General features: G+C 32.5%; 13 protein-coding genes and 1 tRNA gene. 5 read left to right on the forward strand and 9 right to left on the reverse strand.

The features are described from left to right. Positions 1 to 2: 2 nt before the first annotated feature. Genes Q0891_RS01095 through Q0891_RS01105 form a run of 3 tightly spaced genes read right to left on the reverse strand, consistent with a single transcriptional unit; the run spans position 3 to position 2,675 of the window. On the reverse strand, positions 3 to 1,394 hold the full coding sequence (locus Q0891_RS01095) for a radical SAM protein (protein WP_299098214.1): 1,392 nt from the start codon (positions 1,392 to 1,394) through the stop codon (positions 3 to 5). Then, positions 1,384 to 2,127, reverse strand: a complete 744-nt coding sequence (locus tag Q0891_RS01100) for a prolipoprotein diacylglyceryl transferase family protein (protein WP_299098215.1) — start codon at positions 2,125 to 2,127, stop codon at positions 1,384 to 1,386. Before Q0891_RS01100 ends, Q0891_RS01095 begins: the two co-directional genes overlap by 11 nt. 14 nt (positions 2,128 to 2,141) lie before the next feature. Beyond that, positions 2,142 to 2,675: a hypothetical protein gene (locus Q0891_RS01105; protein ID WP_299098216.1), complete on the reverse strand. Its 534-nt coding sequence runs from the start codon at positions 2,673 to 2,675 to the stop codon at positions 2,142 to 2,144. Positions 2,676 to 2,812: 137 nt separating this feature from the next. Between Q0891_RS01105 and Q0891_RS01110 the strand changes: the two genes are divergently transcribed. Further along, a complete protein-coding gene (locus Q0891_RS01110) occupies positions 2,813 to 3,466 on the forward strand; it encodes a hypothetical protein (protein ID WP_299098217.1) in 654 nt (217 codons plus the stop codon). 11 nt (positions 3,467 to 3,477) lie between these two features. After that, positions 3,478 to 4,473, forward strand: a complete 996-nt coding sequence (gene dusB / locus Q0891_RS01115) for a tRNA dihydrouridine synthase DusB (protein ID WP_299098218.1) — start codon at positions 3,478 to 3,480, stop codon at positions 4,471 to 4,473. A 55-nt stretch (positions 4,474 to 4,528) separates the two neighbouring features. On the opposite strand, the gene Q0891_RS01120 is transcribed toward dusB, so the two are convergent. Beyond that, positions 4,529 to 5,731 (reverse strand): FtsX-like permease family protein, encoded by a 1,203-nt coding sequence (locus Q0891_RS01120; protein WP_299098219.1) that lies wholly within the window; start codon positions 5,729 to 5,731, stop codon positions 4,529 to 4,531. After that, entirely contained in the window at positions 5,732 to 6,130 is a 399-nt protein-coding gene (gene rbfA, locus Q0891_RS01125; protein ID WP_299098220.1) for a 30S ribosome-binding factor RbfA, read from the reverse strand. 133 nt (positions 6,131 to 6,263) lie between these two features. Here rbfA and mce point away from each other — a divergent pair, with 133 nt between their 5' ends. Together mce and Q0891_RS01135 are read left to right on the forward strand one after the other, a co-directional pair. After that, positions 6,264 to 6,668 (forward strand): methylmalonyl-CoA epimerase, encoded by a 405-nt coding sequence (mce, locus tag Q0891_RS01130; protein ID WP_299098221.1) that lies wholly within the window; start codon positions 6,264 to 6,266, stop codon positions 6,666 to 6,668. An 89-nt stretch (positions 6,669 to 6,757) separates the two neighbouring features. Continuing rightward, a tRNA-Ile gene (locus Q0891_RS01135) sits at positions 6,758 to 6,831 on the forward strand. A gap of 271 nt (positions 6,832 to 7,102) precedes the next feature. On the opposite strand, the gene Q0891_RS01140 is transcribed toward Q0891_RS01135, so the two are convergent. The 4 genes from Q0891_RS01140 to Q0891_RS01155 form a co-directional block, all read right to left on the reverse strand. Further along, positions 7,103 to 8,254, reverse strand: a complete 1,152-nt coding sequence (locus Q0891_RS01140) for an alpha-hydroxy acid oxidase (RefSeq protein WP_299098222.1) — start codon at positions 8,252 to 8,254, stop codon at positions 7,103 to 7,105. Between the two features lie 32 nt (positions 8,255 to 8,286). Then, entirely contained in the window at positions 8,287 to 9,585 is a 1,299-nt protein-coding gene (gene fucP, locus Q0891_RS01145; protein WP_299098223.1) for an L-fucose:H+ symporter permease, read from the reverse strand. 89 nt (positions 9,586 to 9,674) lie between these two features. Further along, entirely contained in the window at positions 9,675 to 11,114 is a 1,440-nt protein-coding gene (aldA, locus tag Q0891_RS01150; protein WP_299098224.1) for an aldehyde dehydrogenase, read from the reverse strand. Between the two features lie 391 nt (positions 11,115 to 11,505). Next, complete coding sequence (locus tag Q0891_RS01155) at positions 11,506 to 12,405, reverse strand: AraC family transcriptional regulator (RefSeq protein ID WP_299098225.1); 900 nt, start codon at positions 12,403 to 12,405, stop codon at positions 11,506 to 11,508. Between the two features lie 192 nt (positions 12,406 to 12,597). Here Q0891_RS01155 and rhaD point away from each other — a divergent pair, with 192 nt between their 5' ends. Continuing rightward, positions 12,598 to 13,392 (forward strand): rhamnulose-1-phosphate aldolase, encoded by a 795-nt coding sequence (gene rhaD, locus Q0891_RS01160; protein WP_299098226.1) that lies wholly within the window; start codon positions 12,598 to 12,600, stop codon positions 13,390 to 13,392. Positions 13,393 to 13,404: the final 12 nt, after the last annotated feature.

Raw genomic sequence — 13,404 nt, forward strand, 5'->3', positions numbered from 1 at the left:
AGCTATATTTCGTTTCTAAGTTCTTCTAGTCGTGCTTTTTTATCATCTCTGTAAAACAAATTCATGGTTTCAAAAGGGATAATTTTATTGTCTTTATCTACAATATGTACGCACGATTTTTTTATGGCGCGTACATCAAAATTATAGGCATCTATAAATTGCATTATTATAACCCTAAACAAATTATCATACCCTAATTTTGGCGCATCAATATTTGGTAAACAACACATTATTGATTTTAAGTTTTCTTCTGCAACCTCAACGGAATTCCCAGTACTAAATAATTCAATCATTTTATCTTGAAGCTGTTCATCTTGCTCATAAATAATAGTGTTTTTACTATTATCTAATAAATCATTTGGGTTAATATAGCGAGTAAGTGGTAAAACTTCGTTACCTAGTTTTAAGGCATAACCCATAACTAAAGCGTCAGGATTACAAGGCACAGGCAATAGATCATCTGGATTAAAAATATCGGTTTGTTCCATTATTTTTCGTCGTACTTCAGTTAGAGTCATTCTATCCGTTTCTGGATTAAAATTATCTAAACGACCAGCAATTTGCGTAGGTTGTAAGGTTACTCCTCTAACACATTGCTGTTTTAATGCGTAGTCTATTATTTTTCCTATTTCATTATCATTTAAGCCTTTTTGAAGTGTTACAACCAAAGTTGTAGATAAGTTAAGCTTATTTAAATTTTCTATAGCTTGTTTTCTAATATCATTTAAATCTGCACCTCGTAATTCTTTTAAAACACTGTTTTCAAACGAATCAAATTGTAAATAAATTTCAAAATCAGGAGCGTAGGTTTTAAGTCTTTCGGCAAAGGCAAAATCTTTAGCTATTTTAATGCCATTAGTATTCAACATTAAATGTCTAATAGGTAATGATTTTGCATAGTCCATAATTTCCCAAAACTGAGGATGAATGGTTGGTTCACCTCCAGAAATTTGTACCACATCTGGCTCTTTTTCATTCCTAACAATAGTATCTAACATGGCTTTAACTTCTTCTAGCGTTCTATGTCTTCCATAAGTTGGTGAAGAACCAGCATAGCAGGTTGGGCAAGTTAAATTACAACGGTCTGTAACTTCTACGACTGTTAAACAACTGTGTTGCTCGTGGTCTGGACACAAACCACAATCGTAAGGACAACCATAATCTGTTTTAGTGTTGAATTTATAAGGCGTTTCGCTAGGTTTGTTGTAGTTTCTTATGTTTTTGTAATATTCAATATCATCTGCAATAAGCACTTTAGAGTTGCCGTGTTCTTTGCAACGTTTTAGCATATAGACATTACCGTTTTCAAATACAATTTTGGCATCTACACGTTTTAAACATTCAGGACATAAGCTTAAAGTAAAATCGTAATAAGTATAGTTTCTAACTGGCATTTTTGATGTTTCGTAGGATGAATTTGTAGTAATACAACCAACAAATTACACATAATAGTTGAATAGTGCTTAGTCCTAGGAGGTAAAAAACATTTGGTTTTAGAAATTCCATAAAAAAACGAAAGCCAAAATAACTCAACATAAAAATTTTGAAGAGATCTCCATTTTTTAAATTATTATGGCTTTTAGTTCGCTTTAAAATAATGAATAGAAGAATCAAGAACACCAATTCGTAAAGTGACGTTGGGTGTCTAAGTAAACCATCTCCTAAATCCATACCAAAGATGGATGAGGTTTCATTTCCATAAGTAAATTCATTAACTCCAGATAAAAAGCAACCAATTCTTCCTATAAAAATGCCAAAAATTATAGGAAACACAAACAAGTCGCCAGACGATTGTTTTTCGCCAATAATATGTTTAGCCAACTCTACACCGAGCAAACCACCAAATAATCCACCCATTATGGTTTTGGTATTTAGCAATTGAAGCAAGTTTTGTTGAGAGAATTCAACAAGCGGATTTTCTAAAATGCCAATAAGGCGTGAGCCAATTAAAGCACCTAAAGCTGCACCAAGAATAATGGATAAACGATTGTTGTTAGAAATGACATCGGTTTGCCTTCGTTTTAAAAACACATAGTATCTAAAACCAATAAAAAATGCAGCATACTCTAATATGAGATGTATATTTATTTGGTATCCAAATACTATAGGTTCAAATGGAATTTGCAAGGTATTTGAATTTTTTAAACACCTAAAATTTCAGCATCAACTCTAAATTTGGTGTCTATTGTAATGTCGTGTGTTTGGCTAATGGTTTCGTCTGTAATAGTTTTTACACGTAAATTAAAACTGTCTTTTTTAATGTAAGACTTTAGTTCTTGTCCTAAAACATCTAGAGAAATTGTATTATCGTCTGTGTTTTCAAGATTAAAGATATTAGCAATTTCTAATTCCTCTAAATCTTCAGCATCAATATAAATGTGTACTTCTTTTAGAAAATTAAAGTTACCACTTTCAGGCGAGTCGATTGTTAGTTTTAAACTTTTCAATTTAATGCTCTCAATTAAATCTTTGTGCGTGTTGTTACTTTCAAATGAGGAGTCTGATTCTGTTGTAACATCTGGCGTATTTAGACTAAAAGGTGAGTCAATTAGTGTTGTTGCCGGAATGGAGTAATTCGTTTGATAGTCTAAATCAAACTTGGTTAAATCGTCCACAACGTCACAACTATAGAGTACCACAAATGCTATGAATAATGTAAGTAGGTTATTTTTCATAATAATAGATTTGGCTGTAAATATACATAATATGTTCAATTTGGTTAATACAAGCCATAATAATACAATTTCTAAAACATTGGGTTTTACAAGGTTCATTGTATATTTGCAGCCAAATTAATCTTATCATATTTGTTATGTTTAAAAAATCACTTGCTATACTGTCTTTACTAATCGTTTTTAGTTCTTGTTGGAAAGACAAAAGTCCTGAAGACTTAATTCGTTTAAAAGACAAGTTTAAATCTCAAGTCTCAGATTTTGAAAGTAAAAAGGAGGTGGCTAATAAAAAGGTATCTCAAGGTTTAGAATCTTTAGGGGAATTAAAATTAGCTTTAGAAGACGCAAAAAATGAAGATAAAGAATTTGCTAAGGTGTATGGCGATTGGGAGAAAGTAGACAAGCGCGTTAACAATCTAAATAAGGAATACGAAGATTTAAAAACTAAAGCTTCAAACTTATTTACAGCCATGGAAACGCAAACCAATAGTTTAAGTGATGAGAAAAGTAGAAACACCTTGCTAAAAGCTATAAATAAGGCCAAAACAAAGTATAATGTTACTTTGTCTAATACATCTGAGGCTATAGGTAAATTAAGACTATTACATAAAGATGCTGTTGAGGTGGTTAAAGCTTTAGAAGTCGCAGCGGCTTTAAATTCGTTTGATTCTATAAACGGACAAATGAAAAGTATTGAAGATAGAGTAGATGGCATTATGCAAGAATTGAATGTTGCCGTTGTTGAGAGTAAAAAACTCTACGAGAAAAAAATAACAGAATTAGGCGACGATTAAATACATATAGATTGGTTAAAATAGGCGACATAGAATTACCAGATTTCCCATTGCTTTTAGCACCAATGGAAGATGTAAGCGATCCTCCATTTAGAGCGTTATGTAAAGAGCAAGGTGCAGATGTAGTATATACAGAGTTTATTTCTAGTGAAGGTTTAATTAGAGACGCGGCAAAAAGCGTAATGAAATTAGATATTTACGAAAAAGAACGACCTGTAGGTATACAAATATTTGGTGCCAATATGGAAAGCATGTTGCAAACCATTGATATTGTAGAAAAATCTAAACCAGATATAATAGATATTAATTTTGGTTGTCCGGTTAAAAAGGTAGTGTCTAAAGGCGCAGGAGCTGGCATCTTAAAAGATATTTGTCTTATGGAACAGCTTACAGCAGAAATGGTTAAACGCACCAATTTACCTGTAACTGTAAAAACGCGTCTAGGTTGGGACGACAATTCTATTAAAATTGTTGAGGTTGCAGAACGTTTGCAAGATGTTGGTTGTGCTGCCATTTCAATTCATGGAAGAACCAGAGCCCAAATGTATAAAGGTGATGCAGATTGGAAACCAATTACAGAAGTAAAGAATAATCCACGTATGCATATTCCTGTATTTGGAAATGGTGATGTTACCTCACCAGAAAGAGCTGCGGAAATGCGAGATTCTTACGGATTGGATGGCGCAATGATAGGAAGAGCATCTATAGGAAATCCTTGGTTTTTTAAACAAGTAAAACACTTTTTTGAAACAGGAGAGCATTTAGCACCTATATCAATGCCAGAACGTGTTGAAGCGGCCAGAAGACATCTGCAAATGGCTATAGACTGGAAAGGAGAAACCCTTGGCGTATTCGAAACCCGAAGACATTATACCAATTATTTTAGAGGAATTCCGCACTTTAAAGAATACCGAATGAAAATGGTTACAAGTGATGACTCTAAAGATGTATTTGCGGCTTTTGATGAGGTTTTAGAAAAGTTTGCAGACCATCAGTTTACGTCTTAATCTAATTTAAGTATCAAAAAGTTATTCTAGTTTGGTTTGAAGGCGTCTTTCAATTTTAGCTTTTAATTAAGCTAGGCGTAATACGTTGGGATGCAATTTTTGATGCCATTATACCAAAAGCAAAAATGGTTACTAATACCAAAATAACATTGAAGAAGTTAAGACGTACAGGATAAGCTAAGTCAGGTGTAAGCATAACCAATTCAAAAGTCTGCTGTACAAACACTACGATTATACCTATCACAACACCTATAATTCCACTCACAATAGTCATTAAACTACCTTGTAGAAAGAAAATAGATTTAATCGCTTTGGTTTCTGTACCTAAATGAAATAACGTGTTGAGAGATTTCTTTTTATCTAAAATCATCATAATTATGGCACCAATTACATTGAATAATGCAATGATTATGACTAACGTAAAAATGAGGTAAATAGCAAGGTTTTCTGTATTCAACATTTTGAATAGAGCATCATTTAATTCAGCTCTGTTTTTAATGATAAACTTATCGCCAAAAGTTGCTTTAAGTTGTGATCTTATGTGATCTTCGTCGCTATCATTATTTAATTTTAGTTCAACAGCACTCAATTGATTATCAGCAAAATTTAAAAGTTGTCTTGCCAATTCAATATCGGCAAACATATATTTATTGTTTAATTCTTCGTTTATTTCAAATAATCCAACATTAGTTACATACACAGAATTGTAATACCCTTGAGGCGTGCTTGCTTGGCCAACACCAACTTTAGGCACATATAATGATAAAGGTTGTAAGTAATCTAAAATTCCGAATGATAGATTATTAGATATTCCCCAACCCGAAACAACATCATTAGTTCCTGGTGTAATCCAATTACCTTTTGTAACCATAGAATCGATGTTGGTAACTTTAAGGTAATTTTCATCAACACCTTTTAGAGTGGCAACTAAATTTTTATTGTCAGATTTTATGAAAATACGCTCCTCTACAATCTTAGAGTAGGAATCGATACCATCGATTTTAATTAGTGATGCTTTGTCTTTTTCTGTCCATTGAAATGATTTACCTTCTGTAGGTATCAATTTTAAATCTGGATCAACAAAAGAAGAATATTGTAGACTAAAATCCTTTAAACCAGCAAAAACAGACAACACAATTAAAAGTGCTGCTGATGCAATAATGACGCCTCCTGAAGCAATCAATGTCATTATATTAATGGCATTATTACTGCTTTTTGAAAACAAATATCGTTTTGCTATATATAAAGGAAAATTCACTTAAGACTTTTTGCGCTTACCTAATAAATCTGGGTTTTCTAGAGGGTTGTCTTCACCTTTAAGAGAACGTTCAATGCCATCAATATATTCTAATGAATCATCTATAAAAAACTCTAATTGTGGCATTCGTCTTAATTGATGACGTGTTCGTTGCGATAATTCATGCCTAATAAGTGGTTTATTAGATTTAATGCCTTCTAATAACGGCTGTGCTTCTTTGTTTGGAAAAATACTAAGATATACCTTAGCCACCGATAAGTCTGTAGTAACATTTACTTTACTTACTGATATTATTACACCACGCAATCCACCATCTGTGGCTGCTTTTTGTAATACTTGCGCTAAGTCTTGTTGAAGGATGCCTCCAATTTTTTTTTGTCTTTGTGTAAATTCTTCCATAATGCCTATTCTAACTAAACTTCTGCAAAAGTAGATGATATTTAAGGATTATCTTATTTTTGATGGTAGAATTTGATTTTATGAATCAATTACACTTAAAAATTGAAAATAGAACTGCTTCAGTAGATTAAAGATGAAAAAAATAGAACATATTGGTATTGCTGTTAAAGATTTAGAAAATTCTAATCAGTTGTTTAAATCCTTATTCGGAGAAAAACATTATAAAATTGAAGATGTAGAAAGTGAAGGTGTAAAAACATCTTTTTTTAAATGCGGACCAAATAAAATAGAACTGCTTCAAGCTACTAATGAAGAAAGTCCTATTGCAAAGTTTATTGAAAAAAAAGGCGAAGGTATTCATCATATCGCTTTTGCAGTAGATAATATTGAAGATGAAATAAAACGATTAATGGAAGAAGGCTTTACTATGATTCATAAAGAACCTAAAAAGGGAGCAGACAATAAATTAATTGCTTTTTTGCATCCAAAATCTACAAATGGCGTTCTAATAGAACTATGTCAGGAGATAAAGGACTAAAACGATTTATTTTTCTTGTAGAGTTTTAAAATATGTAGTAATATTGCACACTCTTTTAAATAAGAGTAAAATTAACAGCAATGTTAATTGGTCCCATAGCTCAGTTGGTTAGAGCACCTGACTCATAATCAGGTGGTCCTTGGTTCGAGCCCAAGTGGGACCACTTTTTAAATGAAGCCTTACAGAAATGTGAGGCTTTTTTTATTTCAAACAAACAATGAATAATTTTAAATTATTGAATAAGAGGTTTTTACCTGAAGTCTAAAACCGCGGAGCTTTTAAATCATTTTATATTGAGTAGATTCTTAATGAAGTAAACCTTAAACCATTATTTAAAAGTTTACTTTAAGGATATTAAATAAAAAAAAGCCGCTCCCTACAGCGGCTTTTCTTCTAGGAATAATTGTATGTTAATGACAATTATTATTTTAAGATTATTTAATTACTATATGTTTTGGTAAATCCTCAACACGTTCACAGCATAGTTGCTCCATAACTTGTTGAAATTCGCGTTTCATTAAAGAAATAGTATGGTTTCCTCCTTCTTTTCCTAATGCTCCAACACCATACATAAAACTACGTCCCATAAATGTAAATTCTGCTCCATTTGCCATTGCTCTTGCAATATCTGGACCACCACGTAAACCAGAGTCTACCATGATTTTTATCTCATTCTTAAATTTTTTTGCCAAATGTGTCATGGGTACAATTGAAGATTGACCAGCATCTAATTGTCTCCCACCATGATTAGATACAATTAATCCATCGACACCTAAATTAATCGCTTTTTGAGCATCTATTTCATTTACAATACCTTTAATAACTAATTTCCCTTTCCATTGATCTCTTATAGACGCTATTCTGTCTTCATTTAAACGACCAGAAAAAGTAACATCCATAAATTCACCTAATTTTTTTAAACTTAGTCCTTTAGGCATATATTTTTCCATCGTTTTAAAAGCGGGTTGTCCGTGTATTAAAGTTTGAATAGCCCAATCTGGTTTTCTAAAAACTTCAATAATATTTTTTAGACTCATAGATGGTGGCATGGCTAAGCCATTTCTAACATCTCTAGGTCTGTAACCAAATGTTGGTACATCTGCTAGAATGACTAAAACATCAGTTCCTGCATGCGCCGCCCTATCTAATAAATCTCTCTTTACTTTTTCTTCAGCAGGATGATAAAGTTGAAACCAAGATTTTCCTTCGGTTAATTCTGCAACACGTTCAATACTAGATGTGGTTACTGTACTTAGTATAAAAGGAATGTTATGACTGAAAGCTGATTTTGCCAAAATTTCTGGTGAATTTGGCCACATTAAACCCTGTAAACCAACGGGAGCAATTCCAAAAGGAGCATCGTAAGTGTGCCCAAACAATTCTGTTTTTAAATTAGATTTGTCAAATTTTGATAAATATTGTGGCATCAATTCAATTTTCTGAAGATCAGTACGATTTTTATCTAAATTTATATCTTCATTACATCCACCATCTAAGTATTCAAAAGCGAATTTTGGCATTTTAACCATCGCTCTTTTTCTTAAATCCGTTACTGAAGGATATTTGGGATTTATTTTTATTTCCATTTTAAAATTTCTAAAGTTTTAATTGCGCTTTCTTATTTATAAATCTTTAAAGTTCGATAACCATAAATTGCTATAAAGCAAAAACATATAAAAGGCAAAATAAAAGAAAAATTAACACCAGATAATGGGCCAATTTGATCAGTATCTATCATTAATCCTTGTAAAATTGGCATTAAAGCGCCTCCAACAATTGCCATAACTAAACCAGCTGCACCAATCGCAGTGTCGTCTGCTCTTAAACCGTCTAATGCAATACCGTAAATGGTTGGAAACATTAATGACATAAATGCTGAAGTGGCCACTAATAAATACAGACCTACAATACCTTCAATTAAGATAACTCCAGACATGGTTGCCATAGCACATAGCGCAAAAATCATGAGTAGTTTTCTAGAATTGACATACTTCATTAAAAACGTACTTATAAATCTACTACATAAAAATATAGCCATGGCTACAATATTGTAATTTTGAGCTTCTGCTTTTGGTATCCCAAGATTTCCTGCGTATTGAATAATAAATGTCCAACACATAATCTGAGCAGCTACATAAAATAATTGGGCTAAAACGCCTTCCTTGTATTTTCCGTTTTTAAATAATCTCTTAAATGATGATGCAGCACTTGTAGGGTTTGCGCTAGCAGTTCTTTTAGGCATTTTAGTAATAGAAATAACAACTAACATTGCGATAACCACAAAACCGAGAATAACATATGGGTTTCTAATAATTTCTAAATCGTGGGTTCTAATTAGGGCTTTTTGCGCTTCATCTAGTGTATTAAAAATAAGTTTACCAGCTTCATTTCGTTTATCAGAATCTAAAGCGACAAGTATAAATTTTGATGCTACAAACATCCCAAATAAAGAACCGATAGGATTAAAAGCTTGGGCTAAGTTTAAACGTTGGGTTGCTGTACGTTCATCACCCATAGAAAGTATAAAAGGGTTTGCTGTAGTTTCTAAAAAAGCCAATCCAAACGTTAAAATGTACAAAGACCCTAAGAAGAATCCAAAAACCTCAAATTTGGCGGCTGGGAAAAATAAAAGAGCTCCCACAGCGTAAAGTGTTAAACCTAATAGAATTCCTTTTTTATAGCTATATTTTCTAACAAAAAGAGCAGCAGGAATAGCCATTGTAGCATAACCACCATAAAATGCCAATTGCACCAATGCCGCTTTGGCGGTTGAAATTTCCATTACAGTCCCAAACGCAGCGACCATAGGATTGGTAATATCATTGGCAAAACCCCAAAGTGCAAATAAAGAAGTGATGAGTACAAATGGCACAATAACCTCTTTAGATACTACTGGTATTTTTGTTGAATTTGTCATTTAGCTAGGTTTTTTGTTTCAGTGAAATAAAGCACCATTCAAGTTAAAATCTAAAAATGAACGATGCTAGTATAATCTGCTATTAATTTCTATCTGTATTGAGCGTAAATCACTTTAGTTTGAAGGTATTCTTCCATACCATGTTTTCCATCAGCACCACCAATTCCAGATTTCTTCCATCCTGCGTGGAACCCTTGAATTGCTTCAAAATGTTCTCTATTTATATAAGTTTCTCCATATTGTAATTCTTCTGCAGCATGCATTACTTTATTGAAGTTTTCTGAAAAAATTGATGATGTTAATCCATATTCAGAATCATTTGCTAATGCAATAGCTTCATCTAAAGTGCTAAATTTCATTACAGGTAAAACAGGACCGAAAACTTCATCTTGAATAATTTGCATGTCTTGTTTTACGTTAGTTAACAACGTAGGTTGGTAAAAATAGCCTTTGTCAAACTGAGTCGATTTATTTCCACCAAGTAACACTTCTGCTCCTTCTTTTTTAGCAAACTCTACCATTTCGGCTACCTTGTCTAGTTGCATTTTAGAAACCATGGCGCTCATATCAGGATTATTATCAGAAAAAGCATCTTCAACCTTTATAGCTTTCATTTTAGCAGTAACCATTTCTAAAAATTGATCGTGGATAGATTCTTCAACATACACACGTTCTGCACAATTACAAACTTGTCCGCTATATATAATTCTTGAGCCAACAACAGCGTTAACTGCTAATTCTAAATTGGCATCGGCACATACAATTGCAGGTGCTTTACCTCCTAATTCTAAGGATACTTTAGTAATATTTTGAGAAGCGGCTTCCATTACTTTCTGGCCAGCAAAAACACTACCAGTTAAACTGATAATACCCGTAATTGGACTTTTAGACAATGCGTTACCAACAACTGGTCCTGAACCACACACAAAGTTTAATACTCCTGCAGGTAAATCGATTTTTTGAATTAAATCTACCCACTCCATTATTGTATTTGGCGCTATACAACTCGGTTTAATAACACAAGTATTTCCTGTTATTAATGATGCTGCAACTTTTCTTGCCATTACAAAGAAAGGAAAGTTCCATGGTAAGATACCAACGGCAACGCCAATTGGTGCTTTGTGTAAAAAGATGTGTTCCTTTTTACGGTCACTCTGAATAATTTCTCCTTCTATTCGTCTCGCAAAACCTGCATAATAATCAAAATAATCTGCTGTAACATCAATTTCTACTTGCGCTAATCCCATTACTTTAGCTTGTTCTGCTGCTAAAGTCTCTGCTAAAAACACACGATTTTCACGAATGACATTAGCCATTTTATTTAAATAACCAGCGCGCTCAATTGCTGTTAGAGATTTCCAAGCATGTTGTGATTCTTTTGCTGCATCTAATGCTTTGTTGGCATCTTCAACTGATCCATGTGGTATCTCTGACAATACTTCTTCTGTACAAGGGTTAAGTACTTTTGTTACTTCTGAAGAAGTAGACTTTACAAACTTTCCGTTTATAAATTGATTAAATTCTTTCATGAGTGTTTACGTTTAGTTTATGTTGTGATATGTATAATAAATTCAAATATTTTGTTAGAATTAAACAAAGTAGTGAATTCTTATTTGTCAATGTGGTTAACAAACTTATATAACAATGTGTTTTTAGAATTTATCCATATTAATCAATAATATGTATAATTTAAACATTGAAAGATTTCTGTGTTTAAGTATTCAACAATATTTTGTAATGAAAAATTTAATATTGTCATAGAAATATGAGAACCTAAGACCGAAAAAATTGGTCTCTACAAAGGATGAATAAATAGAATGAATAACGTTTCTCAAATCCGTCAATTACTTGCTCAAAATCTTCATAGCATTAAAACAGTCCTAACTAAACTTAAGTTCAAGAATGCTTTTTAAAGAAATTTTAGGTGTATTTCCCAGATTTATAAGATGCAGGTGTCAATCCTGTAACGGATTTAAAAACACGGGAAAAATGATAGCGATCTGAAAAGCCTAAGTTAAAAGCTACATTTTCAATAGACTTATTTGTATGTTCAAATAATTCACAAGATTTTGCGATTTTTCTATTCTGAACAAATTGATGCAAAGTAACATTCATTTCTTCTTTAAACAATCGAGCAAACGAATTTGGAGCCATATTTACAAGTGATGACATTTCGGTATTACTCAACTTTTTATCAAGGTTAACCTCTATATAGCGAATAACTTTTAAGACTCGCTCGTCTATATTAATAGTTTTCCACAATTCAGGTCCAATATTAGTAAGTGCTTCCTTAATAAAAGCTTGTAATTTTAAATTAAAGGTAAGTTTAAAGTTTTTATTTTCAATCTTTAAGCGATTGGTTAAATAATGTAACCGATCCTTTAGATAATCTGTTAATTCAATTTTTAAAATGCCAGGATAGACACTGTCAAAAGGAACACCTAAATTGAAGTGCGCAAAAAAATGGATGAGAAACATATTCTCTAAATCAGCTTCATTGTGTTTAATATTTAATTGTTTTCCGGAAACATGAATGCCTTCATTATAGCTGTGATTTTTTGTATAGCGCGATGAAAAAGATGTAAATGGAGGAATGATATAGATATGATTTGGATCCATTTCATAAACAACTTCTTGGTGAATTAATTGGCCGCCTGTGTTTTTATTCCAATATAGCCTCCAAAACGGAAAAACCATTTCATGACAATCCCATAAATCTAACAACCAATATCTACAGCATAACATCTTTAATTTCAGGTCAATAAAGTTTTGATGATTTGCAGAAGGGTCACCTAATTCAATGTTTTTTACAAACTTCATGCAGTGTCAATGTTTGAATTAGATACAAAAATACAGATTTTGAATATTTAATAAGGAGTATAGTGCCTCTATTTTTGTTACAATAATTTTAGTTAAAATAATATAAGCCATTCATAACCAAAGTGCAGAACGAGATGCTATGATTAATATGGATATACCATTTGACAAATAAAAAGCAAAAAACATATACAAATGAAAACGATAAAACTTCCAGCACAAGTAGAAGCAGAATTAAAAAAAGTATCCGAAGTTGCAGGTTATTTATGGCAACGTGAGTGGGCTGAGCGTAATGCAGGTAATATTTCTATGAACTTAACCTCATACTTTTCTAAAGAAGAAGTGCAAGGTATTGGAACAGAAGTACCATTTGAATTTCCAAAAGGCGCAGCAGGATTTGTAATCTATATTACAGGTACAGGTTGCTATTTGAGAGATTTAGTAAATAAGCTTGAAGAGGCCTCTTGTATTTTATATATAAATGAAGATGCTACTGCTTATTCTATTATTTGGGGAGGGAAACGAGAAAACTTTGGTCCAACATGTGAATTGATTTCGCACTCAAGCATTCACCTTTTTAATTCTATTCATCATCCAGAAAATTTAGCGGTTGTGCATACACATCCTTTAGAATTAATATGTATGAGTCATCATGAATTGTTTGACGATGAAGAAGAATTGAACAGACAAATATGGGCAATGTGTCCAGAAGTTAAGGTTTTTGTACCTAAAGGAATTCATTGTACTCCATATGCTTTGTCTAGTACAGCTGCATTGGCAGAAGTAACTATGGAAGCATTTAAAACTAGAAACGTGTCTTTATGGGAAAAGCATGGTGCAACCGCAACAGCTCCAGATGTAATGCAAGCATGGGACTTTTTAGATGTAGCAAACAAAGGCGCTAAAATGTTAATGATGTGTTGGGCGGCAGGTTTTAAACCAGCTGGACTTTCAAATGAGCAATTAACAGAATTAGAACAATTCACATAGAATAAAAAAAAT

The sequence above is a fragment of the uncultured Winogradskyella sp. genome (assembly GCF_947498005.1).
Lineage (GTDB): Bacteria > Bacteroidota > Bacteroidia > Flavobacteriales > Flavobacteriaceae > Winogradskyella.

Coding starts and splice junctions, on each gene's coding strand:
- Q0891_RS01095 (WP_299098214.1), bottom strand. CDS start 1,394: ATGCCAGTTAGAAACTATACTTATTACGATTTTACTTTAAGCTTATGT.
- Q0891_RS01105 (WP_299098216.1), bottom strand. CDS start 2,675: ATGAAAAATAACCTACTTACATTATTCATAGCATTTGTGGTACTCTAT.
- Q0891_RS01110 (WP_299098217.1), top strand. CDS start 2,813: ATGTTTAAAAAATCACTTGCTATACTGTCTTTACTAATCGTTTTTAGT.
- rbfA (WP_299098220.1), bottom strand. CDS start 6,130: ATGGAAGAATTTACACAAAGACAAAAAAAAATTGGAGGCATCCTTCAA.
- mce (WP_299098221.1), top strand. CDS start 6,264: ATGAAAAAAATAGAACATATTGGTATTGCTGTTAAAGATTTAGAAAAT.
- Q0891_RS01140 (WP_299098222.1), bottom strand. CDS start 8,254: ATGGAAATAAAAATAAATCCCAAATATCCTTCAGTAACGGATTTAAGA.
- fucP (WP_299098223.1), bottom strand. CDS start 9,585: ATGACAAATTCAACAAAAATACCAGTAGTATCTAAAGAGGTTATTGTG.
- aldA (WP_299098224.1), bottom strand. CDS start 11,114: ATGAAAGAATTTAATCAATTTATAAACGGAAAGTTTGTAAAGTCTACT.
- Q0891_RS01155 (WP_299098225.1), bottom strand. CDS start 12,405: ATGAAGTTTGTAAAAAACATTGAATTAGGTGACCCTTCTGCAAATCAT.
- rhaD (WP_299098226.1), top strand. CDS start 12,598: ATGAAAACGATAAAACTTCCAGCACAAGTAGAAGCAGAATTAAAAAAA.